Source organism: Parvibaculum sp., from assembly GCF_040882025.1.
Taxonomy (GTDB): Bacteria; Pseudomonadota; Alphaproteobacteria; order Parvibaculales; family Parvibaculaceae; genus Parvibaculum.
On the sequence record NZ_JBBECC010000002.1, the window covers coordinates 12,378 to 34,268 of the forward strand.

At 64.3% G+C, this 21,891-nt stretch carries 24 protein-coding genes and 1 tRNA gene; 16 read left to right on the forward strand and 9 right to left on the reverse strand.

Features of this window, described 5'->3' with window-relative positions:
- Nucleotides 1-163: 163 nt before the first annotated feature.
- Together WEB61_RS00125 and WEB61_RS00130 are read right to left on the reverse strand one after the other, a co-directional pair.
- On the reverse strand, nucleotides 164-514 hold the full coding sequence (locus tag WEB61_RS00125; RefSeq protein ID WP_368062293.1) for a hypothetical protein: 351 nt from the start codon (nucleotides 512-514) through the stop codon (nucleotides 164-166).
- Nucleotides 504-1,679 carry a glycosyltransferase family 4 protein gene (locus WEB61_RS00130; protein ID WP_368062294.1) on the reverse strand — a complete coding sequence of 392 codons (1,176 nt, stop codon included), beginning with the start codon at nucleotides 1,677-1,679 and terminating at the stop codon, nucleotides 504-506. The genes WEB61_RS00125 and WEB61_RS00130 overlap by 11 nt, the downstream gene beginning before the upstream one ends.
- Nucleotides 1,680-1,737: 58 nt before the next feature.
- Here WEB61_RS00130 and WEB61_RS00135 point away from each other — a divergent pair, with 58 nt between their 5' ends.
- The gene (locus WEB61_RS00135; RefSeq protein WP_368062295.1) at nucleotides 1,738-2,532 is read left to right on the forward strand and encodes an alpha/beta hydrolase; all 795 of its coding nucleotides are present in this window, start codon (nucleotides 1,738-1,740) and stop codon (nucleotides 2,530-2,532) included.
- Here WEB61_RS00135 and WEB61_RS00140 read toward each other — a convergent pair.
- Nucleotides 2,529-2,927: a translational machinery protein gene (locus WEB61_RS00140; protein WP_368062296.1), complete on the reverse strand. Its 399-nt coding sequence runs from the start codon at nucleotides 2,925-2,927 to the stop codon at nucleotides 2,529-2,531. The genes WEB61_RS00135 and WEB61_RS00140 overlap by 4 nt on opposite strands.
- Before the next feature lie 72 nt (nucleotides 2,928-2,999).
- On the reverse strand, nucleotides 3,000-3,890 hold the full coding sequence (locus tag WEB61_RS00145) for an SDR family oxidoreductase (protein WP_368062297.1): 891 nt from the start codon (nucleotides 3,888-3,890) through the stop codon (nucleotides 3,000-3,002).
- A gap of 53 nt (nucleotides 3,891-3,943) precedes the next feature.
- Here WEB61_RS00145 and WEB61_RS00150 point away from each other — a divergent pair, with 53 nt between their 5' ends.
- A complete protein-coding gene (locus tag WEB61_RS00150) occupies nucleotides 3,944-4,678 on the forward strand; it encodes a hypothetical protein (RefSeq protein ID WP_368062298.1) in 735 nt (244 codons plus the stop codon).
- Here the strand turns inward: WEB61_RS00150 and queG are convergent.
- From queG to WEB61_RS00165, 3 genes are read right to left on the reverse strand one after another with little or no spacing between them, the layout of a single operon-like run.
- A complete protein-coding gene (gene queG / locus WEB61_RS00155; protein WP_368062299.1) occupies nucleotides 4,668-5,819 on the reverse strand; it encodes a tRNA epoxyqueuosine(34) reductase QueG in 1,152 nt (383 codons plus the stop codon). The genes WEB61_RS00150 and queG overlap by 11 nt on opposite strands.
- Entirely contained in the window at nucleotides 5,800-6,480 is a 681-nt protein-coding gene (locus WEB61_RS00160; protein WP_368062300.1) for a glutathione S-transferase family protein, read from the reverse strand. The genes queG and WEB61_RS00160 overlap by 20 nt, the downstream gene beginning before the upstream one ends.
- Nucleotides 6,481-6,496: 16 nt before the next feature.
- Nucleotides 6,497-7,504 (reverse strand): complex I NDUFA9 subunit family protein, encoded by a 1,008-nt coding sequence (locus WEB61_RS00165; RefSeq protein ID WP_368062301.1) that lies wholly within the window; start codon nucleotides 7,502-7,504, stop codon nucleotides 6,497-6,499.
- A gap of 160 nt (nucleotides 7,505-7,664) precedes the next feature.
- Here WEB61_RS00165 and WEB61_RS00170 point away from each other — a divergent pair.
- From WEB61_RS00170 to ptsN, 8 genes are all read left to right on the forward strand, one after another.
- Nucleotides 7,665-7,751, forward strand: a tRNA-Leu gene (locus tag WEB61_RS00170).
- Between the two features lie 80 nt (nucleotides 7,752-7,831).
- Nucleotides 7,832-8,443, forward strand: a complete 612-nt coding sequence (locus WEB61_RS00175) for a ribonuclease D (RefSeq protein WP_368062302.1) — start codon at nucleotides 7,832-7,834, stop codon at nucleotides 8,441-8,443.
- Nucleotides 8,444-8,549: 106 nt separating this feature from the next.
- Complete coding sequence (gene lptC, locus WEB61_RS00180) at nucleotides 8,550-9,266, forward strand: LPS export ABC transporter periplasmic protein LptC (RefSeq protein WP_368062303.1); 717 nt, start codon at nucleotides 8,550-8,552, stop codon at nucleotides 9,264-9,266.
- A gap of 22 nt (nucleotides 9,267-9,288) precedes the next feature.
- Nucleotides 9,289-9,843, forward strand: coding sequence for a lipopolysaccharide transport periplasmic protein LptA (lptA, locus tag WEB61_RS00185; RefSeq protein WP_368062304.1), 555 nt, complete (start codon nucleotides 9,289-9,291; stop codon nucleotides 9,841-9,843).
- Nucleotides 9,844-9,936: 93 nt separating this feature from the next.
- A complete protein-coding gene (gene lptB / locus WEB61_RS00190; protein ID WP_368062305.1) occupies nucleotides 9,937-10,728 on the forward strand; it encodes an LPS export ABC transporter ATP-binding protein in 792 nt (263 codons plus the stop codon).
- Nucleotides 10,729-10,751: 23 nt separating this feature from the next.
- Nucleotides 10,752-12,287, forward strand: coding sequence for an RNA polymerase factor sigma-54 (gene rpoN / locus WEB61_RS00195; protein WP_368062306.1), 1,536 nt, complete (start codon nucleotides 10,752-10,754; stop codon nucleotides 12,285-12,287).
- A 253-nt stretch (nucleotides 12,288-12,540) separates the two neighbouring features.
- Nucleotides 12,541-13,134 carry a ribosome-associated translation inhibitor RaiA gene (gene raiA / locus WEB61_RS00200; RefSeq protein ID WP_368062307.1) on the forward strand — a complete coding sequence of 198 codons (594 nt, stop codon included), beginning with the start codon at nucleotides 12,541-12,543 and terminating at the stop codon, nucleotides 13,132-13,134.
- A gap of 118 nt (nucleotides 13,135-13,252) precedes the next feature.
- Entirely contained in the window at nucleotides 13,253-13,717 is a 465-nt protein-coding gene (gene ptsN / locus WEB61_RS00205; protein WP_368062308.1) for a PTS IIA-like nitrogen regulatory protein PtsN, read from the forward strand.
- A gap of 90 nt (nucleotides 13,718-13,807) precedes the next feature.
- On the opposite strand, the gene WEB61_RS00210 is transcribed toward ptsN, so the two are convergent.
- Both WEB61_RS00210 and WEB61_RS00215 read right to left on the reverse strand, forming a co-directional pair.
- Nucleotides 13,808-14,116, reverse strand: coding sequence for a DUF1150 domain-containing protein (locus WEB61_RS00210; RefSeq protein WP_368062309.1), 309 nt, complete (start codon nucleotides 14,114-14,116; stop codon nucleotides 13,808-13,810).
- 47 nt (nucleotides 14,117-14,163) lie between these two features.
- On the reverse strand, nucleotides 14,164-14,628 hold the full coding sequence (locus tag WEB61_RS00215; RefSeq protein ID WP_368062310.1) for an Hsp20 family protein: 465 nt from the start codon (nucleotides 14,626-14,628) through the stop codon (nucleotides 14,164-14,166).
- Nucleotides 14,629-14,869: 241 nt separating this feature from the next.
- On the opposite strand from WEB61_RS00215, the gene WEB61_RS00220 reads away from it, so the two are divergent.
- The 6 genes from WEB61_RS00220 to WEB61_RS00245 all read left to right on the forward strand — a co-directional run bounded on the left by WEB61_RS00220 (nucleotide 14,870) and on the right by WEB61_RS00245 (nucleotide 21,742).
- Nucleotides 14,870-15,508: a superoxide dismutase gene (locus tag WEB61_RS00220; protein WP_368062311.1), complete on the forward strand. Its 639-nt coding sequence runs from the start codon at nucleotides 14,870-14,872 to the stop codon at nucleotides 15,506-15,508.
- A gap of 186 nt (nucleotides 15,509-15,694) precedes the next feature.
- Nucleotides 15,695-17,155 (forward strand): DASS family sodium-coupled anion symporter, encoded by a 1,461-nt coding sequence (locus WEB61_RS00225; protein ID WP_368062312.1) that lies wholly within the window; start codon nucleotides 15,695-15,697, stop codon nucleotides 17,153-17,155.
- 155 nt (nucleotides 17,156-17,310) lie between these two features.
- Nucleotides 17,311-17,481 carry a hemin uptake protein HemP gene (hemP, locus tag WEB61_RS00230; RefSeq protein WP_368062313.1) on the forward strand — a complete coding sequence of 57 codons (171 nt, stop codon included), beginning with the start codon at nucleotides 17,311-17,313 and terminating at the stop codon, nucleotides 17,479-17,481.
- A 118-nt stretch (nucleotides 17,482-17,599) separates the two neighbouring features.
- On the forward strand, nucleotides 17,600-19,858 hold the full coding sequence (locus tag WEB61_RS00235; protein ID WP_368062314.1) for a TonB-dependent hemoglobin/transferrin/lactoferrin family receptor: 2,259 nt from the start codon (nucleotides 17,600-17,602) through the stop codon (nucleotides 19,856-19,858).
- 10 nt (nucleotides 19,859-19,868) lie between these two features.
- Nucleotides 19,869-20,669, forward strand: a complete 801-nt coding sequence (locus tag WEB61_RS00240; protein WP_368062315.1) for a TonB family protein — start codon at nucleotides 19,869-19,871, stop codon at nucleotides 20,667-20,669.
- A 20-nt stretch (nucleotides 20,670-20,689) separates the two neighbouring features.
- Entirely contained in the window at nucleotides 20,690-21,742 is a 1,053-nt protein-coding gene (locus tag WEB61_RS00245) for a hemin-degrading factor (RefSeq protein WP_368062316.1), read from the forward strand.
- Nucleotides 21,743-21,891: the final 149 nt, after the last annotated feature.

Below are 21,891 nucleotides of genomic sequence, written 5' to 3' on the forward strand. Positions count from 1 at the left end.
CCTTCTACCTGGCCCGTTCGCCGGATATGGCACTTCGAGCGGGGGCCGGAACCCATCGCAAAACTGCATGGGTTGCGGCTCCTGCCCGACGAAACCCGACTTCGGGTTCCCTGACAGGCATTCCAAGGTGACAGCTATAGATTTGAAGGCCGTCGCCCGCAAGTCAAGAAAGCGGCCGGATATCACTGCCGGGCGCGACGAGGCGCCATTGTGGCCTCGGCCACACACAAAAGCGCAGCCAGCGCGTCGCCGGACTGCCCTCCAGATCGTAGACAAAGGCCGGGCTTGCCCATGAAAGACGGCGGGCACGGGCCAGAAAAGCGGCGGCGCTGCGCACCGCACCATCGATCCAGACGTCATCGGCGCATTCAACGACCGAGCGCGGGGCGTCGGGCGTCGTCAGCAGGATCAGCCGCGAACCGGCATGGCTGTCGCGCAGGGCGTCCAGGGTCGCTGCGGCACGCTCCGGCCCGCCGGCGCCCAGCCAGATGGCGATGATCCGCTCAGCGGGCAAGGAGGCGGGCATAGATACCGAGGGTCGTGTCGCACATGGCCGCTACCGAATAATGGGCCACCGCATGGGCACGGCCCCGCGCGCCCATCGCCGCACGCGCCTCGGGGCCAAGCGCCATCAGCCGCGCCATGGCGTCTGCCAGTGCGGCCGCATCGCCCGGCGGCACACAGAGGCCCGTTGCTGCCCCTTCCGTCGTCAGCACCGTCTCGCGCTGGCCGCCCGCGTCGCTGACAATGACGGGCCGCGACGCCGCCTGCGCCTCGACCGCCGTTCGCCCGAAAGGCTCGGCCTCGATCGAGGGCGAGAGGACCGCATCCGACAACGCATAAGCCGCACCCATGTCGTCGCAATGACCGACCAGGCGAACATGAGGCTCGAGTCCGGCCAGCAGGATCGCCTGCTGCAGGCCGGCTACATAATTGTCGCGACCCTGCGCGTCGCCGACCAGCAGCAGTGTGAAACCGTCAGTGCCGCGCGCGCGCAGCAGTCGCGCCGCCTCGATCGAGACCGATTGACCTTTCCAGCGGGTCAGGCGCGCGGGATGGACGAAGATGACGCCGGATGTACCGTCAAGCCGCCAGCGGCCGCAAAGAGCCTCGACGCGACCGGGCGAGATGGCGGCGGGCGCCAACCCGTCGATGTCGATTCCGCGCGGTACCGTGAAAATGCGTGTCTCGTCCGGCGCATGGACCGCCCGGATGCGTCCGGCTGTGAATTCCGAATTCGCGATCACCGCGTCGCCGCGCGTCATCACCGAATTGTAGAAGACTTTCAGGCGCGGCTTTTCGTGTACGCGCGAGTGATAGGTCGTGACAAAGGGAATTCTGGCGCGGTGTGCGGCAGCCAGTGCACTCCAGGCGGGCGCGCGGCTGCGTGCATGAACGAGGCCGATTTTCTCGTGCGCGATCAACCGCGTCAGCCGTTCGACATTGAGTGCCATCACGACGGGGTTCTTCGAGTGAACGGCCATTTCGACATGCCGCGCGCCGATGTCTTCAAGTTCGGCCACCATCCGCCCGCCCCGGCTCGCGACAATGGCACGGCCCCCGGCGGCAACGATCGCGCGCGCCACGTCGACCGTCGTGCGTTCGGCGCCGCCGGTTTCAAGCGCCGGCACGACCTGCAGAATCGCCGCAGTGCGAATATTTTCAAAAGAGTTGGACACGCGAACATCTCTGTTGGATGTATGACATTGCCGAAACCGACAATCGACAAGGCAGACAATGGCCGACGTCTCCGTCCCCTGCAAGCTCGACCGCCCCGGACACGAGGGCAGCGCGGACGAACATCTTGCCTGCCTCATCGACACGCCCGAAAACCCGACAGGGCCGACCGGCCTTACCTGGCTCGGCGGGTTCAAGTCCGATATGACCGGCACCAAGGCGACGGCACTCAGCGATTGGGCGCGGCGCGCGGGACGGCATCTGCTGCGCTTCGACTATTACGCCCATGGCGTGTCGTCGGGCGACTTTCGCAAGGCGACCGTTGGCCGCTGGCTCGACGATGCGCTCGCGGCTATCGATGCGCTGGCCCGGGGCCCGCAGGTCCTGATCGGTTCCAGCATGGGTGGCTGGGTCGCGCTGCTCGCGGCGCTGGCACGGCCCGAGCGCATCAAGGGTCTCGTGTTGATCGCACCAGCGCCCGATTTCACGCAGGAGCTGATGTGGAAGGGCTTTTCCGACGAGATCAGGAAGACCCTCGCGCGCGACGGGTTCTACCGCGCGCCGTCGGACTATGACGAAGAGCCGTATGAAATCACGATGCGCCTCATTGAAGAAGGGCGAAACCACCTGCTGCTCGACGCACCCATTCCCTTTGACGGACCCGTGCGCATTCTGCAGGGCATGAAGGATCCCGACGTGCCATGGCAACACGCCATGCATCTGGTCGAGGCACTGACGGGCACCGATGTGACAATCCATTTGAGCAAGGAAGGCGATCACCGGCTGTCGACGACGGCCGACATCGCGCGGCTGACGCAGACGATCGAAACGCTGCTTGCGGAAATCGAACGCTAGTCGATCTGCGGCAACATACGGTCGGCCTTCCCGAAATAGGCCCGCGCATATTTCAGTATCTGGCCGTCGCTCGGATGGTCGACTGTCTCGACGCCCACGACCTTGTCAGCCAGCGGCGTATGCTTCGCCTGCAGACGCTTCAGGAACCCGAGCTTCGCATTGGCCGGTCCGGCAATCAGGATTTCACCAGCGCCGTCGAGCTTTGCCGCCACCTCATCGAAATAGGCCATGTCTTCCGACTCGCGCCAACTCGCACGGCCGCCGAGCTTGCTGTGACCGCGGCTTGCGGAATGCTTCGGCGCCACCGCCGTTGCGTGGACATCGTCGGCGTTGAAATCGAGAATGCGCGCCTCGTGATGATCTATCCAGACGACGGCATGAAAATGGAGCGGCATGAAACCTCCTGATTACAATTAATTTATTATAACAGGAAGAAGAGTCGCCGCCCTGCGGCAGAATGGCTCCGCTCAGGGTTGTTCCAGCAACGCCTTCAGCCCTTCACGATAAGTCGGATATTGAAGCCTGACGCCCAGCTCCTCGCGGATCAGCCGGTTCGAGACGCGCTTTGAATCCGCATAGAAGCTGCGCGCCATCGGCGTCAGTTCGGCCTTGTCGAAGGGAATCTCCGGCGGCGGTTCCCGGCCCAGAAGTTCGGCCGCATAGACCACTACTTCCTGTGGCGGGGCCGGAGCATCGTCGCAAACATTGTAGGCCGCGCCCGGACGGGGCTTTGCGATCGAGGCTTCGAGCACCGCCGCGATGTCGTCGACATGGATGCGCGAGAAGACCTGGCCCGGTTTGACAATACGCCGCGCCGTGCCGTCCATGAGGCTGCGAAGCTGATTGCGGCCGGGCCCGTAAATTCCAGCAAGACGAAAGACATGAAGAGGGGCGCCGGTGCGCGCGGCGAAAGCGCGCCAGGCTTCCTCGGCTTCCAGGCGGCGGCGGCCGCGCGCCGTGCCGGGCTTGAGCGGCGTCTTCTCGTCGACCCAGCCGCCGCTCCGATCGCCATAGACGCCGGTGGTCGAGAGATAACCGACCCATTCGAGCTGCGGCGCAAGACGGGCGATGTCGGCCTCATGGGCAGTCAAAACCGGATCACCGGTCTCGCCCGGCGGGACCGAGAGCAGCAGATGCGTCGTCCCACCCAGTGCCGCCGCGGGGTCGGCGAGCGGGCTGTCGCCGAAAGTAAACGCTTCGACCCCTTCTGCGCGCAAAGCCTCGGCCTTGTTCTCGGTCCGGCAGGTACCGGCGACCACGAAACCGCGCGCCGCCAGACGGCGACCCAGCGACGCGGCGCTGAAGCCATAGCCGAAGCAGAAAAGACGCGGGTGCAGGTTCATCGGCATCCTGTCCATGGTTTCACTTGCCAGATTGTACAGGCTGAACGAGGCTGGCGCGCATGAAAGCCATGTCGATCTCCATATTCTTTTTTTTGCTGGCCGTCGCCGTACCGGCGGCACACGCCGAACCGAGCTATGAAGCTTGCACCGGACTTGTCGAAACCGACCCCGATGCGGCGCTCGACATGGCGCAAACGCTGAAGTTGATGCGTGGCGACGATGAGGCCGGCGGTATGCATTGCGAGGCCTTGGCGCTCACGGCACAAGGCCGGCCGGCCGACGCCGCACCGGTTTTTTACCAGCTTGCCGAGCGCATGCTGCAGGCCAGTGACGAAATGCGCACGCCGGTCTATGCACAAGCAGGCGATGCCTGGGCGCTGGCCGGCAATGCCGCGCAGGCCCGGCGCGCCTATAGCGAGGCCATTGCGCGGATGCCCGAGGATTCCCGTTACCGGCTCGGGCGGGCGCGAATGCGGGCGCTCGAGGAAAACTGGGAAGGTACGCGCGACGATGCGGCCGAGGCATTGGCGCTCGACCCCTATCTGACCGAAGCCATGCTGCTGCGTGCGGCGGCCAACCGGATACTTGGTTTTCCGCAGGCCGCCCTTGCCGACGCCAACAAGGCGGTCGAACTCAGGCCGCACGATCTCGAAGCCCTTGTCGAACGGGGCCGCGTGCATATGGCGCTTGGCAATCGCCAATCGGCCTGGACCGACTGGCAAAGCGTTCTTGACTACGCGGCAGCAACCGGACGCAACGACGATCCCGCAGTGGTGGCGGCCCGGCAATATCTCAGTCGCTGACGCGCCGCCATTCGGCCCGCACGCCTTCATCCGTTTCCGTGCCAAGCGCCGTCGCGGCGCGTTTGCGCAATTCATCGCGCTCACCCAGTTCGCCGAGCGCCCAGACGGCCATGGCGCGCACCAGAGGCGAGGCATCGTCAAGCAGCGGCCGCACGACATCGGCAAGCGCCGGTACTCCCGCATTGCCGACCGCAATCAACACGTTGCGAACAAACCTGTCGCGGCCGATACGCTTCACCGGCGATCCTGAAAAACGCGCGCGAAAGCCCGCGTCGTCAAGTACCGCCAGCTCGGCGAGCAACGGCGCCCGCAAGTCGTCGCGCGCAACGAACGCCGCCTCGCGCGCGACCTGCGCAAATTTGTTCCATGGGCAGACCGCCAGGCAGTCATCGCAGCCATAGATGCGATTGCCCATGGGTCTGCGGAACTCAAGCGCGATATGCCCCTTGTGCTCGATGGTGAGGTAGGAGATGCAGCGCCGCGCGTCCAGTTCGTAAGGCACGGGGAAGGCTTTTGTCGGACAGATGTCGAGACAGCGCCTGCACTCGCCACAATGATCGTCGTGACGCGCATCGGGCGCGAAGTCGAGCGTAGTAAAAATCGAACCGAGAAAGAACCACGAACCGAGATTGCGCGAGACGAGATTTGTATGCTTGCCCTGCCAGCCGAGACCGGCGGCCTCCGCCAGCGGCTTTTCCATCACGGGCGCGGTGTCGACAAAGACTTTCACCTCGGCGCCGCTTTCCTCCGCCAGCCAGCGTGCCACTTCCTTCAGGCGTTTCTTGACGAGATCGTGATAGTCGCGGTTCTGCGCATAGACCGAAATCGCCGCGCGATCGGGCCGCGCCAGAATGTCGAGCGGGTCTTCGTCGGGACCGTAATTCATCGCCAGCATCACGATGCTGCGCGCTTCGGGCCAGAGCGTTGCGGGCGCGGCGCGGCGCGCAGCGGTCTCCGCCATCCAGTCCATATCGCCGTGGCGGCCGCACGCCAGCCATGCGTCGAGGCGTGCCGGCAGATCGGTACGCGCGTCGGCACGCGCGATGCCGACATCGTCGAAACCCGCCTCCTTCGCGCGCCGGAGAAGTTCGGTGCGCAATCTGTCGAGATCCGTCGGTGCGTCAGAAGTCGAGATTGGCATAGAGTTTCGGCGGCGGCATTCCGGGAATGTGGTCGGCGAGAATCTGACGGAAGCCCGGGCGCGACTTGATACGCACATACCAGTCCTTCGCTCCCTGATACTGGCTCCAGGGAACGTCGCCAACATAATCGAGACAGGAAAGATGCGCAGCGGCGGTAAGGTCTGCCAGCGTCATCTCCTCGCCGGCAAGCCAGTTCCGCGTTTCCATCAGATAGGAAATGTAGTCGAGGTGGTAGCGCAGATTGTGAAGGGCGGCGCGGACCACCGGCATTTCCGGCGCGCCGCCGCCCTCGGCGACACTGAGGAAACGGCGCGTCACTTTTTCGAAGATCAACCCGTCGCTGACTTCACCGGCAAATTTGCGGTCGAACCAGTCGACAAGGCGACGAATCTCGGCCCGGTCGTGCGCGCTGCCCGGAATCAATGGCAGTTCGGGCGTTGTCTCTTCCAGGTATTCGGTGATCGCCGTCGCACCGCAAAGCGGCTCGCCTTCGTCCTCGATCATCACCGGCACTTCGCCGGCGGGATTGAGCGCCAGAAATTCGTGGCGACGCTCCCAGTCGCGCTCCTCGACAAGTTCGAAGGGCAGATTCTTTTCGGCAAGCACCAGGCGTACCTTGCGACAGGCGGGCGAAATCGGGAGATGATAAAGCTGACGCATCGGTTCTTTTCTTGCCTCAGTTCGCGCTGGCGCGTTCGAACTGTCCGGTGCGGCGGAAACGATGGAGATAGGACGGCAACACCGACGCAAGCGCGGTCGGCGCAACGCCGAGGCCTTCAAGTGTGCGGCCTTCCGCCTTCGCCGCATCGCTCACGACATTGTCGACGGCGAGTTGGCGCACCTGGTCGACAGTCAGGAGCGGGCGCGGCAGCAATTGTAAAAACACCGCCTGCAAACGCGCCAGCGCAAAAGGTATCGTCAACAGAAGTCGCTTGCGCGCGATTTCATGGAGCATGCGTTCCATCAGTTCACGGAAGGTCAGCACTTCGGGTCCGCCAAGTTCATAGGTGAGGCCCGCCATATTCATGTGCGTCACGGCGCTCGCGATCGCCTCGGCGACATTTTTTACATAGACCGGCTGGAAGCGCGTGTGGCCGCCGCCGATCAGCGGCAGGAGCGGCGAGAGGCGGGCGAGTGCCGCAAAGCGATTGAAAAACTCGTCTTCGGGCCCGAACACGATCGAAGGCCGCAAGATGACGGCGCCCGGTATTGCGGCACGCACGCCCGCCTCGCCTTCGGCCTTCGAGCGGGCATAGGCCGACGGGCTTTCGGAATCGGCGCCGATCGCCGAGACATGAACGAACGCAGAAACACCGGCCGCCGCCGCGGCGCGGGCGACGCGTGTGGCGCCGTCTGCCTGAACGGCGGCGAATTTCTGCCGGCCGCTTTCATAGAGGATGCCGACCAGATTGACGACGGCGTCGGCACCCGCCACTGCGGCCGCCACCGAGGCGTCGTCGCGGATATTGGCCTGCACCGGCTCGACCTGACCGACCACGCCCATCGGGCGCAGGAACTGCGCATCGTTCGGGCGGCGTACCGCCACGCGCACGCGGTAACCGCGTCGGGCCAGCGCCTGCACCGTGTGACGACCGAGAAAGCCCGAACCGCCAAAGACCGTGATAGTGGCACCCGGCCGGAGGGTCGCTCCGCCGTTCACGTCGCTCGCGCCGTCTACGCTCATTTTGCCTCACATTTCATCCGCTGGCCTCCTGGCGGGCTGCCGCACCGACAACCGCCCCCTAGATAGCCTATCGGCGGCGTGTGGCAAAGGGTATGGCGGCTCGGCGGTACGCCTCATCCATTGACATTGTCGGAGGCCCTATTTAAGCAACGCAGCACGTGCCCAGGTGGCGGAATTGGTAGACGCACCAGCTTCAGGTGCTGGCGCTCGCAAGGGCGTGGAAGTTCGAGTCTTCTCCTGGGCACCATTTCTTTCTGGCGGCGGCGTCCCCGATCCTTGCAGGGGCAGGCCCGCCGCCCGCCCTTCGGGGCCAAGCGGAGCCAACATATGGCGGTCACGCTGCACAGGGGCGATCTGCCGGACGGGCTTTCCTTCGGCGCCAGCGTCGCTGTAGATACCGAGACGATGGGCCTCAACCCCGAGCGCGATCCGCTCTGCCTGGTGCAGCTTTCGGCCGGTGACGGCAACGCTCATATCGTCCAGCTCGACCGCGCGACCTATCGCGCGCCCAATCTCCGGGCGCTGATGGCCGATCAGGCGGTTCTGAAGATTTTCCATTTCGCCCGGTTCGACATCGCAACGATCCAGCGCCATCTTGGCGTCGTCACCTCGCCCGTCTATTGCACCAAAGTCGCCTCGAAGCTGGTGCGCACCTATACCGACCGTCATGGACTGAAGGATCTGGCCCGCGAACTGGTCAATATCGACATGTCGAAGCAGCAGCAAAGCTCCGACTGGGGCGCGGACAAGCTCAGTGCGGCGCAGCTTTCCTATGCCGCCTCCGACGTCCTTCATCTGCACGAGATCAAGGCGATCCTGGACGGAATGCTCGCCCGCGAGGGACGGACTGAGTTCGCCAGAGCCTGCTTCGCCTTCCTGCCGGTGCGCGCCGCGCTCGATCTGGCCGGGTGGGCCGAGGAAGATATTTTCGCGCATTGATGCTGACCGTGAGCGCGCGGGGCCCTTCGTTGACGCTGTGCAAGGCTAGCGCGCATACTCGCGGCCCAACGGGGCTTCGGGCTCGGGCGATGTGGAGCGGATTTTTATGAGCCAGGGGTCCGGCGAGACCGAGGCCGGGGGGCGGCCGGGGCGTGGACGGGCGGCGCGCCCGGCTTCAGCCTATGCGCGCCCTCGCACCGAGGCGCCCCCGCGAAGCCGTTACAGCTATTTCGTAGCGCTGATGAAGGTGGCGCTGCCGCTCGGCGCCGTCCTCCTCCTTGCGATCGTCCTCTATTATTCAGGTGTTTTCAGCCGCGACGACCGGCTCGACGTGACCTTCCGCGAAATCGAAACGCGGCCTGACGATCTCCGGATGGTCAGCCCGCGCGTCGCCGGCGTCACGCGCGATGGGCGGCCCTATGTCGTCAGTGCCGACAATGCGACGCAGGACGCGAACCGGCCGAACTTCGTGGCGCTGGAGAACATCAATGCCGAGATGAAGCTCGACGCGCAGCCCGGAGAGGATGCCGAGTGGATCAAGCTCACGGCGACGGGCGGGCTGCTCGATTCCGAGAGCCAGACGCTCGAGCTGACAGAGACAATCGACATCACCACGGCGCAGGGCTACGTCTTTCAGGGCGACCATGCCGTGGTCGACTTCGAGGCGGGTACGGTAACGAGCGACAGCGAGGTCACGGGCGAAGGGCCGCTCGGTACCTTGCGCGCCGACGGCATGACGGCCGATCATACGGGGCGGGTCTTGCGCTTCGAGGGCAAGGTGAAACTGCTGATCCATCCCGATCGGCCGAGCGAGGGGGACTGACATGAGGGCGAGGACTGGGGGGATGAGGGGCGCCGGGCGCCTGAGGGCGATGCTGGCCGCAAGCGCGCTTCTTCTCGGCACCGCGCTCGGCGGCAGTTCGGTGGCGGCCCAATCGAGCATTGTCGGTGGCGGCTTCGCCAACGATCCGAAACAGCCCATTGAAATCGAAGCCGATGCGCTGGAGATCGAGGATTCGCAGCAAAGCGCCACGTTTACCGGCAATGTGCTGGTGACGCAGGGCGCGGTGCGGATGCGCGCCGACCGCCTGGTCGTTTTCTACGCGTCGCGGCAGAGCGGCGGGGGATCGGGCATCGAGCGGATTCGGGCGACGGGCAGGGTTCATGTGACGGGGCCGGACGACCAGTCGGCCAGCGGCGAATGGGCCAACTACAAGGTCGATGAGCGGCAGATCGAGATGGGCGACAGCGTCCTGCTTCGACAGGGCGAGAACGTCATTCGGGGCTCGACGCTCCATGTCGACCTCAACAGCGGCAAGGCGCGGGTCGTCGGCAGCGCATCGGCTGAAGGCGGCGGAACGGGCCGGGTTCGCGGACTGTTTCACCCCGACGGAGGCTGATCCAGCCCGAAAAGGCTTGGTTAATTGCTTCACTTCATACAATTTTAATGCCAAGTACCGTTTGATGGCATGGATTAGTGAAGTGGGGACCCTATGACGGGCGAAACGGGGCTGGGCAACGAGGTAAGCGGCGCGGAAGCGCGGCCGCATTTGGTCGCCGACAATCCGGGGCTTTCGGTCGAGAAAATCGGCAAGAGCTTCAAGGGCCGGCCGGTCGTGCGCAGCGTCAGCTTCCATGTCCAGCGCGGCGAGGCGGTTGGCCTTCTGGGCCCCAACGGCGCCGGCAAAACCACCGTTTTCTACATGATCACAGGGCTGATCCAGCCCGATTACGGCACCATTCTGCTCGATGGGCAGGATGTGACCAGCCTGCCGATGTATCGCCGGGCGCGCCGCGGCGTCGGCTACCTGCCGCAGGAAGCCTCGATTTTTCGCGGCATGACCGTCGAGCAGAACGTGCGCGCCGTGCTTGAAGTCGTCGAGCCCGACCGCGACCGGCGCGAGGCCGAACTCGACGACCTGCTCGCCGAATTCTCGATTACCCATCTCCGGCGCACGCCCGCCATCGCGCTTTCGGGCGGCGAGCGGCGGCGCGTCGAGATTGCGCGCGCGCTCGCCACGCAACCCTCTTTCATGCTGCTCGACGAGCCCTTTGCCGGCATCGACCCGATTGCCATCGGCGATATCCGCGATCTCGTCGCACATCTGAAGGATCGCGGCATCGGCGTGCTGATCACCGACCACAATGTTCGCGAGACGCTGGAACTCATCGACCATGCCGTCATCATTCATGACGGCGCGGTGCTCATGGAGGGCGAACCTTCCGCCATCGTGGGCAACGAGGATGTGCGCCGGCTCTATCTCGGCGAGCGGTTCAGTTTGTAAGCGGCGGGAAGGGGGTATCCATCATGGCGCTCGCGCCGCGACTCGAAATGCGCCAGGGGCAATCCCTGGTCATGACGCCCCAGCTTCAGCAGGCGATCAAGCTGCTGCAGCTTTCCAATCTCGAACTTGCCGAATATGTCGACCAGGAGCTCGAGCGCAATCCGCTGCTCGAAAACGGTGTCGCCGATTCCGAGCGTGCCTCCGACGAGCGCGAGGCGCCGGCCGAAACGCATGACCAGGTGACGACCGCCGAAACCTCGTTGACGCTCAACGATGACGGCCCGCCCCCCGATCGCAACGGCGACCTCGATACCGATTACGAGAATGTCTATGCCGACGAGGCGCGCGCCGATGCGCAGAACAATGCGGCCGCCACCGAGACGCCGGGGCCCACCGGCTCCGACTGGCAGAGCATGCGCACAAGCGGCGGCGGCGGCGATGGCGATTATGATTTCGCGGCGACGCTGACGCGCGAGGCGACGCTTTGCGAACATCTGACCGATCAGATGAACATGGCGCTGAAGACGCCGGGCGACCGCATGATCGCCGCCTTCCTGATCGATCAGGTCAACGAGGCCGGCTACATGACCGCCGATCTCGGCGAGGCGGCCGAACGGCTCGGCGTCGACATCGAGGATGTCGAGGCCGTGCTCGGCGTGCTGCAGACATTCGAGCCGACCGGCATCTGCGCGCGCAACCTCAAGGAATGTCTCGCGCTGCAGCTTGCCGAACAGGACCGGCTCGACCCGACGATGCGCGTCTTTCTCGACAATCTCGAACTTTTCGCGCGGCGCGATTTCGATGCGCTGATGAAGCTGACCGGCGCCGACCGCGACGACATCGCCTCCATGGTCGAGGACATTCGCGGCTGCAATCCGAAACCCGGTCTTGCCTTTGGCGGCGAACCGGTGGTGCCGGTCATCCCCGACGTCTATGTGCGCGCGCGCTCCGACGGCGGCTGGGCGATCGAACTCAACACCGAAACGCTGCCGCGCGTGCTGATCAACCAGCAATATTATGCCGAGGTCAGCAAGTTCTCGAACGATCCCAAGGCGAAAGCCTATCTATCCGAATGCCTCAACAACGCCAACTGGCTCGTCAAGAGTCTCGACCAGCGGGCGCGTACGATCCTGAAAGTCGCGTCCGAAATCGTACGCCAGCAGGACGGCTTTCTGGTGCATGGCGTGCAGCATCTGAAGCCCTTGAATCTCAAGACCATCGCCGAGGCGATCTCGATGCACGAATCGACGGTCAGCCGCGTTACGGCGAGCAAATACATCGCGACGCCGCGCGGCATTTTCGAGATGAAATATTTCTTCACCTCCTCCATCGCCTCGTCGGAAGGCGGCGCGGCACATTCGGCCGAAGCCGTGCGCCATCGCATCCGGGACCTGATCGACCGGGAACGCGCGGATGCGGTGCTGTCCGACGACAATATTGTCGACATCCTGAAGGGCCAGGGCGTCGACATCGCGCGGCGCACCGTCGCCAAGTATCGGGAAGCACTCAACATTCCCTCCTCGGTGCAGCGCCGGCGCGAAAAAAGAGCCTATGCCTGAACCGGGCAAAACCCCTTCAAAGACGCCGCGAACGGTCTATATTTAAAAGACAGACAAGGCGTTTCCGCCCTCTTCCGGCATCCGGTTGACACCCATGATGCAGCCCACTAGTTTCCCCCTCGCTCAAAAGACCCCCGGCCATTTCCGGGGCGAGGCGGTGGATCACGGAGCAATGGGTTTCCGGAACGCGCCGGGTCCAGGCAGCTCCATTAAGCAACCGTCGTTTGTAGCGTAGCGACCCGAAAGGTCTTTCATGCAGGTTCTGGTCAGCGGTCATCATCTCGACGTCGGAGATGCGCTCCGCACCCATGCAACCGAACGGCTCCAGGCCGCGGTTGTCAAATATTTCGACCGGCCGGTGGACGGTCAGGTCACGTTCAGCAAGCAGGGTCACGAATTTCGCGCCGACGCCTCGGCGCATCTGGCGTCGGGCATGCGCGTCAACGCGCAAGGCGCCGCCAACGAAGTCTATGCTTCCTTCGAGGCGGCGCTCGAGCGCCTCGAAAAGCGTCTGCGCCGCTACAAGCGCCGGCTCAAGAATCACAACCACAACAACAAGGCGCCGCTGCCGGCCGAGTCCTTTCCCTCTTTCGTCATCGAGGCGGGAGACGAGCATGAGGAAATGCCGGAAGACGCGCAGCCCGTCATCATCGCCGAGGGAACGACGGCCGTGCCGGTTCTTTCCGTCGGCGACGCGGTGATGCAGATGGATCTCTCGGACGCGCCGGTTGTCGTTTTCCGCAACCATGCCGGCGGCGGCCTCAATCTCGTCTATCGCCGCACGGATGGAAATATCGGCTGGATCGATACCGGCCGCGACGCCGTGCGCGACGCTCAAAAGGTTTGACGAACTGAAAGCGAACCCGACCATAGCCGGAGCTTCCCGGATGACGACCGCGCCTCATGCACGCCGCATGGCAACGCGGCCGGTTCCATCGAAAGCCCCGCAAAACAGGACCCGGACCATGGAGCTTGAAGATCTGGTGCAGCCGGAGGGAGTGATCGCTCATCTCAAGGTCACCAGCAAAAAGCAGGCATTGCAGGAACTCGCCGAACGCGCGGCGAAACTGACCGGCCTTTCGGAACGCGCCATTTTCGAAACGCTGCTGGAACGCGAGCGTCTCGGCTCGACCGGCGTCGGACAGGGCATCGCCATTCCGCATGGCAAGCTCGGCGAGCTCGACCGGCTCTATGGGCTTTTCGCAAGGCTCGACACGCCGATCGATTTCGAATCCGTCGACGACCAGCCGGTCGATCTGATGTTCCTGCTGCTGGCGCCGGAAGGCGCGGGCGCCGACCATCTGAAGGCGCTGGCGCGTATTTCGCGCCTGTTGCGCAATCCGGCCGTTGTCGAAAAACTGCGCGCATCCGAAGATTCGGCCGCGCTGTTTTCGATCCTCACCGAACCGGCGGCGACCAACGCGGCCTGAACTGCTTATCCGTTTACGAACGAAAAGCCCCGCTCTCGAGAGCGGGACTTTTTGTATTTTGCGACCGTATGAAGGGTTTTCCGCGCCCCCTCAATGCACGCTGACCGGCTCCAGGTCGTATTGCCGCGCGCCAGCAAAGGCCGCGTCGCGATTGTCGAGCACGGCCATGCGCACGCCATTGGCGGCATGCACCGCGAAGAGGCGCATGTCGGCGGGCAGGTTCATCTCCTCGCCGATCTCGCTCTCGATGTCGCCGGCCAGCACTTCGCGCACATAGACGATGTTGGGCACGCCGACATTGGCGAACATCTCGGGCGTCAGGCCGCGGAAATCCTCCGTGCCCCAGCCCGTGTTCGGCTCGATGTTTTCAGCAGTGTCGTTGTCCGTTTCGTTGCGCATGATACTTACTCCTTTTCACCCTTCTTCCTTCAACGAAGCAAAGAAGGTTACTCCGTCGCTCCGGCGCGGAGCGCCTTTTGCGCCGGGCGGCTGCCCGCCACGGGCGCGTCTTCGACGATCTCGATGGTGACGACGTTTTTCTTCGGCTCCGGCCTTTCGAGATCGATCTTCAGAAGGCCGTTTTCGAGCCGCGCGTGCCGCACATCCATGCCGTCGGCCAGCACGAAGGCGCGCTGGAACTGGCGCGCCGCGATGCCGCGATGCAGATAGGTGCGGTCGTCCTCCTCGCGCTGCCTTCCGCGGATGACGAGTTCGTTGTTCTCGACCGTGACCGAGAGCTCGTCGCGCGAAAATCCGGCAACCGCGAGCGTGATCCGGAGCGCCTCGCCGGCATTCGCGGCAAGCTGCTCGACATTATAGGGCGGATAGCCGTCGGACGCCTTGGACGCCCGTTCGAGCAATCGCTCCATCTGCTCGAAGCCCAGCAGGAAAGGGCTGTTGAACTGGATCATAGATGTCGTCTCCAAAGTCCTGTTCGCCAAGCGACTTTGATGTCCGGCCCTTTTCGGCACCGTTGAGGATTATGTGGGGATTCGGCTTTTGCGTTGCAAGAAGCACGGGGCACGGAGGGGAAAATCCCATCCTTTCCCGGCTCTTATGCGGCGCTGTCGGCGGTGTCCGCCTTGAAATGGCCGCATCGCCGGTCAACCTGAGGAAAAGGGGCCGGACCGAAAGCTGCGAAAGGACAAGGCCATGCTCGAACTTTCTCCTCTTCCCTATGCCGAGGACGCGCTGGCGCCGCATATCGGCGCCGAGACGCTCGCCTTTCACTACGGCAAGCACCACAAGGGGTATGTCGACAAGGTCAACAAGCTGGTCGACGGCACCGAACTCGACGCTCTTTCTCTTGTGCCGCTCATTCGCAAGGTGGCGGGCGACAGATCGAAAAAGACGCTCTTCAACAACGCGGCGCAGGTCTGGAACCACGACTTCTACTGGCGCTCCATGTCGCCCAAGGGCGGCGGCAAGCCGCGAGGCGCGCTCGCCGAAAAGATCGACAGCGAGCTCGGCGGCTACGACAAATTCCGGAAGCGCTTCAAGGAAGCGGCGACCGGCCAGTTCGGGTCGGGCTATTGCTGGCTCGTTGTCGGCGACACCGGCCGGCTCGAAATTTATGGAAGTCCCAATGCCGAAACGCCGGTCGCCGGCAATGACGAGGTGCCGCTGTTGACGGCCGATCTCTGGGAACACGCCTATTATCTCGATCACCGAAACGAACGCGACGCCTATATCGACGCCTTTCTCGACCATCTCGTCGATTGGGATTTCGCCGCCGCGAATCTGGCCTCCGTCGCCTCGCTCAAGGCCGGCCAGGCGGTGCCGGCCAAATAGGCGCCCGTCAAATCGGTGCTTGGTCGCCGCAGCGGCTTTTGACAGACTGTGCGCCGGCTAGAGCGTTTCCAGGCCAAGTGGAAGCCGGTTGGCCGTCCGGAAACGCGACAAAAAAAAGACTTGGATTCGTTCATCGTTTCACGGAAACGATGAACGACTCCAAGGGCGGCGCAGAGGGGGCACAGGGTGGAGACGGAGACGATCGAGGCCGAACGCGTCTCCTATAATCCGAAGGCCATTCTCGGCGGGCTGGCCGTCTTCGCCGCGATGCTGATGCTGCCGGCACCCGAAGGCCTCTCCCCCGAGGGCTGGCGGCTTGCCGCGCTCGTCGCCTTGATGGCGATCTGGTGGGTCACCGAAGCGATCCCGGTCTACGCGACCGGCCTCGTGCCCCTTGCCGGCTTTCCGCTGCTCGGCATCGCCTCCATCGGCGCGGCCGCCGCGCCTTACGCCAATCCGATCATCTTTCTCTTTCTGGGCGGCTTTCTGATCGCGGCCGCGATGCAGGCGACCGGCCTTCACCAGCGCATCGCGCTGCATGTGCTGGCGCGCACCGGCACCGGCTCGCGCCAGCTTGTCGGCGGCTTCATGCTGACCGCGGCTTTCCTCTCGATGTGGGTCTCGAACACGGCGACCGCGGTGATGATGGTGCCGATCGCGATGTCGGTCATCGCGATCACCGTTGCCGATGACGGCGTTCATGCGCCCCGCGGCGGGCTCGACACGGCGCTGCTGCTCGCGGTTGCCTATGGCGCCAGCATCGGCGGCATCGCGACCTTGATCGGCACGCCGCCCAATGCCTTTCTCGCCGGCTACATGGCGCAGGAATACGGGCTCGAAATCGGCTTCGCGCAATGGATGCTCTTCGCACTGCCTCTGTCGCTCATCATGCTCGGCTGCTGCTGGCTCACCCTGACGCGCCTTGCCTTTCATCTCGACGGACGCCCGATCGAAGGTGTCGCGGCGACGCTCGGCCAGGCGCTCGCCGATATCGGGCCGATCCGGCGGCCCGAAAAAACCGTTGCCGCCGTCTTTGTCTGCGCGGCCGCCGCCTGGATCGCCCAGCCGCTGCTCGTGACCGTCATCCCCAACCTCTCCGACACCGTCATCGCGATGCTGGCGGCGCTGGCGCTCTTCGTCATCCCGGCGGGCGGCGGCAAGCCGGCGCTCAACTGGAGCCATGCGAGCCGCGTTCCCTATGGCCTGCTGCTGCTCTTCGGCGGCGGGCTGAGCCTTGCCGCCGCCTTCGACTCGACCGGCCTCGCGCTCTGGCTTGCACTCGGGCTCGGCGCGGCGGCGGACCTGCCGGCCATTCTCGTCATTCTGCTGATCGTCGCCGTGATCGTCTTCCTGACCGAGCTCACCAGCAACATTGCAACGACGGCCGCCATGGTGCCGTTGCTTGCCGGCGTCGCCGTCGGCGCGGGGCTTCACCCGCTGCTCCTCACCGCGCCCGCCGCGCTTGCCGCGAGCTGCGCCTTCATGCTGCCGGTCGCCACACCCCCCAATGCCGTCATTTTCGGCGCCGGCCATGTCACGATCCCGCAAATGGCCAGAGCCGGCATCTGGCTCAACATGTTCGCCATTATCGTCGTGACGCTGATGGCCTATGCGCTGCTCGGCCTTGCCTTCCCGCTCATCGGGTAGCCAAGGCGGCAGGCCCGAAACCCCCCTTCTGCGACAAAAACGCCACGGCTCACAGCCCATTTTCTCTCTGGGAAATATAGGGGTTGCGGCCCCTATTTGCGCATGATATTGCGAGTCATTATCAGAATGAGCAGACAGAGGCGGGTCCGAACGGAATGGCGACCGATATCGCGCAGGACAGGACGATCCGCCTGGCAGCCCAGGGCACGCCGGTGGTCACCAGCGCCGATCTTTTCGGTGGTGGCCGCGAGGTCGTCATCCGTCATGGCGAGGAGACCTACCGGCTGCGCCTGACCAGCAGCAACAAGCTCATCCTGATCAAGTAACGCCGCCGGCGGCGTCTCGCCGGACACATACGAAGGCAACCAAGCCAGCCAGACCCGCTCCGCGAGCGGGGGCCAGCCAGGAATGCTTGTTTCACGCATCACTGGGACTGGGACTGACATGGCAATCATTGCACGACGATTCTCTTTTCGAACCTTCCTTCTCGCCGGCGCCTCGCTCGCCGTCATTTCGGCGGCAGCGGCGCAAGAGCCCGCAACCCCTCCGGCCGCCGAAGAAGACGCGCCCAGGGCGACGCAGCTCGATGCCGTGACCTCCACCGCGACGCGCAACCCGACCGCGATCAACAATGTCGCGGGCACCGTCTCCGTCATCACGGATGTGGAGCTTGAGCGCCGCAACGCACGCACGATGCAGGACATCGTGCGCTACGAACCCGGCGTCTCGGTCGGCAATTCGCCGACCCGCACCGGTGCAACCAATTTCACCATCCGCGGCATTGGCGGCAATCGCGTACTGACGCTCATCGACGGTCTCTCGACGCCGGATTTTCCCGCCACGAATGAAGGGGCGGGTACCTATACGCGCGACTTCATCGATCTCGACAGCATGAAGCGCGTCGAAATCGTGCGCGGGCCGGCATCCGCGCTTTACGGCAGCGACGGCATTGGCGGCGTGGTCGCCTATGTGACGAAGGACCCGGCCGATTATCTCGATCTCGTCGGCAAGGACTGGTATGCGAGCCTGAAAGGCGGCTATGCCAGCGTCGATGAAAGCTTCACGGAATCGGCGACGGGCGCCATGCGCGCAGGCAATGTCGAGATGCTCGGCCTCTATACGCGCCGCGACGGACACGAGGTCGAACCGAACAGCAACGCGACCTTCAATCCGCAGGATTATTCCTCGAACGCCTTTCTCGGCAAGCTTGTCTTCAACGGCAATAACAACAACCGGCTGAAGATTACCGGCCAGTACGACGACGACACCGTCGACACCAACCTCCTGACCGACCAGGGAACCGGCGTCCCCTCCTCGGACGTCTCCACGCCCGCGGTGCCCTTCACCGATCTCTATTTCGGCACCGTCCTCACTTCGTTCGGCACGGACGACACCGAGCGCTACTCGCTGAGCGCCACCTATTCGCATGAAACGCCCTTCGCGATCGCCGATCGCATGGAGGCGAAGGTCTTCTTCACGCGCGTCGACCGCAACGAGCATACCGAGCAGCTTCTCAATGACGGCGTCGACAACCTCTACCGGGTTTCGGATCTCGGCTTCACGCAGGACATCTGGGGCGCCGATCTTCAGTTCGGCGCGACCCTCTTCGACGGTGAAAATCTTCGGCACGAGATCACCTATGGCGCAACGGCGGACTACACCCAGACCGAGCGCCCGCGCCACCGTGTCGAGACGAACCAGACGTCCGGCCTGAGTTCGACCTATTTTCCCTTCAATGACGAGGATTTCCCGAACAAGAACTTCCCGGACACCGACACGACCAAGATCGGCGCCTATCTGCAGGACGACATCACCGCGGGGCGTTTCCACCTCGTCCCCGCCATCCGCTTCGACTACTACCACCTGAAGCCGAAGCCCGACGCGCTCTACGCAAACGGAAGTGCGCTGCCCGTCAACGAAATGACGGAAACGGAAGTCTCGCCGAAGTTCGGCACGACTTTCGACGTTACCGGGGAATACAAGCTCTTCGCGCAATATGCGCATGGCTTCCGCGCACCGCCCTACGACAACGCAAACTTCTCCTTCAGCAATCCGGGCTACGGCTACGAGATTCTTCCGAACCCGGATCTCAGGCCCGAAACGAGCGATGGGCTCGAAGGCGGCCTTCGCGGGAAATTCAACGGCGGCAGCAGCTTCTCGGCCGCGGTCTTCTACAACAAGTACAGGGATTTCATCGAGACGCAATTCATTGGCTTCTCCGGCGGCGGCCTGATGCAGTTCCAGTACCAGAACCTCTCCAAGGTCACGATCTACGGCGCCGAAGCGAAGGGCGAATATCGCATTACGCCGAACTGGGCGCTTCGCGGCGCGGTCGCCTATGCGCATGGCGAGGACGATACGACCGGCGCGCCGATCGATTCCGTCGATCCCGTGAAGGCCGTCATGGGCATCGCCTATGAAAGCGACGTCTGGGGTACGGAACTCGCCGTCGTTCAAGCCTGGCGCCATGACCGCGTCTCGACGCCGGGCAATTTCCAGGCGCCGTCCTACACGGTGCTCGATCTCACCGCCTATTACGAGATGACGCCGAGCTTCACGCTCAATGCGGGCGTCTTCAACATCACGGATGAGGAATATTACAACGCGCAGGATGTTACAGGCCTCTCGGCCGCCAGCCCGATCATCGGCCGCTACGCCCAGCCGGGCCGCAATGTCGGCGTCAACGCGACGGTTCGCTTCTGAGGATCGTTCCATGAGCATGGCCGCCATCGCATCGGGACGCGCAACGGACGAAGGACACGGTTCCTCCGCCTTCGATCCGTCGCATCGCGCGCTCCGCCTGCCGATGGCGGCCTCCTTTCTGATTCATGCCGGCCTCTTTGCCGGCGCGCTTTTCTGGTGGCAGGGCGAGGGCCAGCAGGCGCCGCGCGGCACGCCGGACGCCGTTCACGTCACGCTGGTCCATTTTTCCGAACCGGCGCCGAAGCCCGCGCGCGAGGCTGCGGAGCCTGTCGCCGTGCCAGCCGCGCCGGTGCCCGTCAAGCCGGCGCCGCCGGTCGCGCGCAAGCCCGAACCGGCCGCGCCGCGCAAACTTGCCGAACCGGCGCCCGTCCCCGAACCGAAACCCGAGACCGCCGAGGCGAAGCCGGCAGAACCCCAACCGGCGCCCGCGTCGCAGGCATTGCAGACCGCCTCTCTTGCGTCCACCGGCAGCGGCGGCGGCGACGGCGCCTCGAAAGGTTTCAGGACCACAAGCGGCCGTGCGAGCGACGATGTCCATCTCGTCGAACCGCGCTTTCGCGTGCCGCCGCGCCCGCCGGTCTATCCGCGCCGGGCGCGCGACCTCGCGCAGGAAGGCATCGCGACGATCCGCGTCCTGCTCGACACAGCCGGCAATGCACGGGAGATCGTCGTCTGGAGAAGCTCCGGCTTCGTCCTTCTCGATCACGCGGCGCTTACCGCTGCACGCGGCTGGCAATACGAACCCGAAAGGCGCAACGGTAAACCCGTCGATGCCTGGGTGCAGATTCCCGTGCGTTTCGCCCTCAACTGACGCCGAAGAAAGGAACCATCATGTCCACCTCGTCCCGCACCGATGCACTCGCCGCAAGGCGCGCCGAAATTCTCGCCGCCGAACCCCGCCTCCGCGCCCGCGATCTCGCACAGCGTCTCGACATTTCAGAAGCCGAGCTTGTCGCGCTCGGTCATGACGACGTCGATGTGACGCCGCTCCGCGCCGAATGGGCGGCGATCATCGCCACCGTGCCGGCGCTTGGCCGCGTCATGGCGCTGACGCGCAACGAGCATGTCGTGCATGAGCGCAAGGGCATCTACGGGACCCTTGAAGGCAATGCCCATGTCGGCCTGATCGTCGGTGAAGATATCGACCTGCGCATCTTTTTTTCGCACTGGAAGTCCGGCTTCGCGCTGACCGAGCGCATCGAAAGCGGCTTTCGCCGCAGCCTGCAGTTTTTCGACGCGCAGGGAACGGCGATCCACAAGATCTGGCTGACCGGCGACTCCTCGATCGAAGCCTTCGATCTGCTGGTCGCGAAATTTTCGGCGCCCGTCGCGCCGCTGGCGATCGAACCGCCGGCGGCGTCGAAGCCGGGTCTTGCCGACACGGAGATCGATGTCGAGGGGTTCCGCGCCGCCTGGGATGCGCTCAAGGACACGCATCAGTTCCACGGGCTTCTCAACAAGTTCAAGCTCGAACGATTGCAGGCGCTCAGGCTTGCCGGCGAGACCCGCGCGCGCCGCGTGCCGGTTTCGGCGTTGCGCGCCGCCCTCGAGACCTCGGCGTCGCGCAAGCTGCCGATCATGGTCTTTGTCGGCAATCCCGGCATGATCCAGATCCACACCGGCCCCGTCGAGAACCTGAAGGCCGCCGGCCCCTGGTTCAACGTGATGGACGAGGCCTTCAACCTGCATCTCAACGAAGCGGCGCTCGACAGCGCCTGGGTCGTGTGGAAGCCGACCGAGGACGGCACCGTCACCTCGCTCGAACTTTTCGACGCCGGCGGCCTTCTCGCCGCAACCCTCTTCGGCAAGCGCAAGCCCGGCATGGCCGAAGACGAAGGCTGGCGCGCGGTCGTCAGCGGCCTGACGGAACGCGAGGCAGCATGAGCGCGACATTGGAAAGGCTGATCGCGAAAATAACCAAAGGCCGTCATGGCCCGACTTGTTCGGGCCATCCACGTCTTTCTTCCGTTTCCACCACCAGGACGTGGATGACCCGCATAAAGCGGGTCATGACGATGGGGGGAATGCAAGGC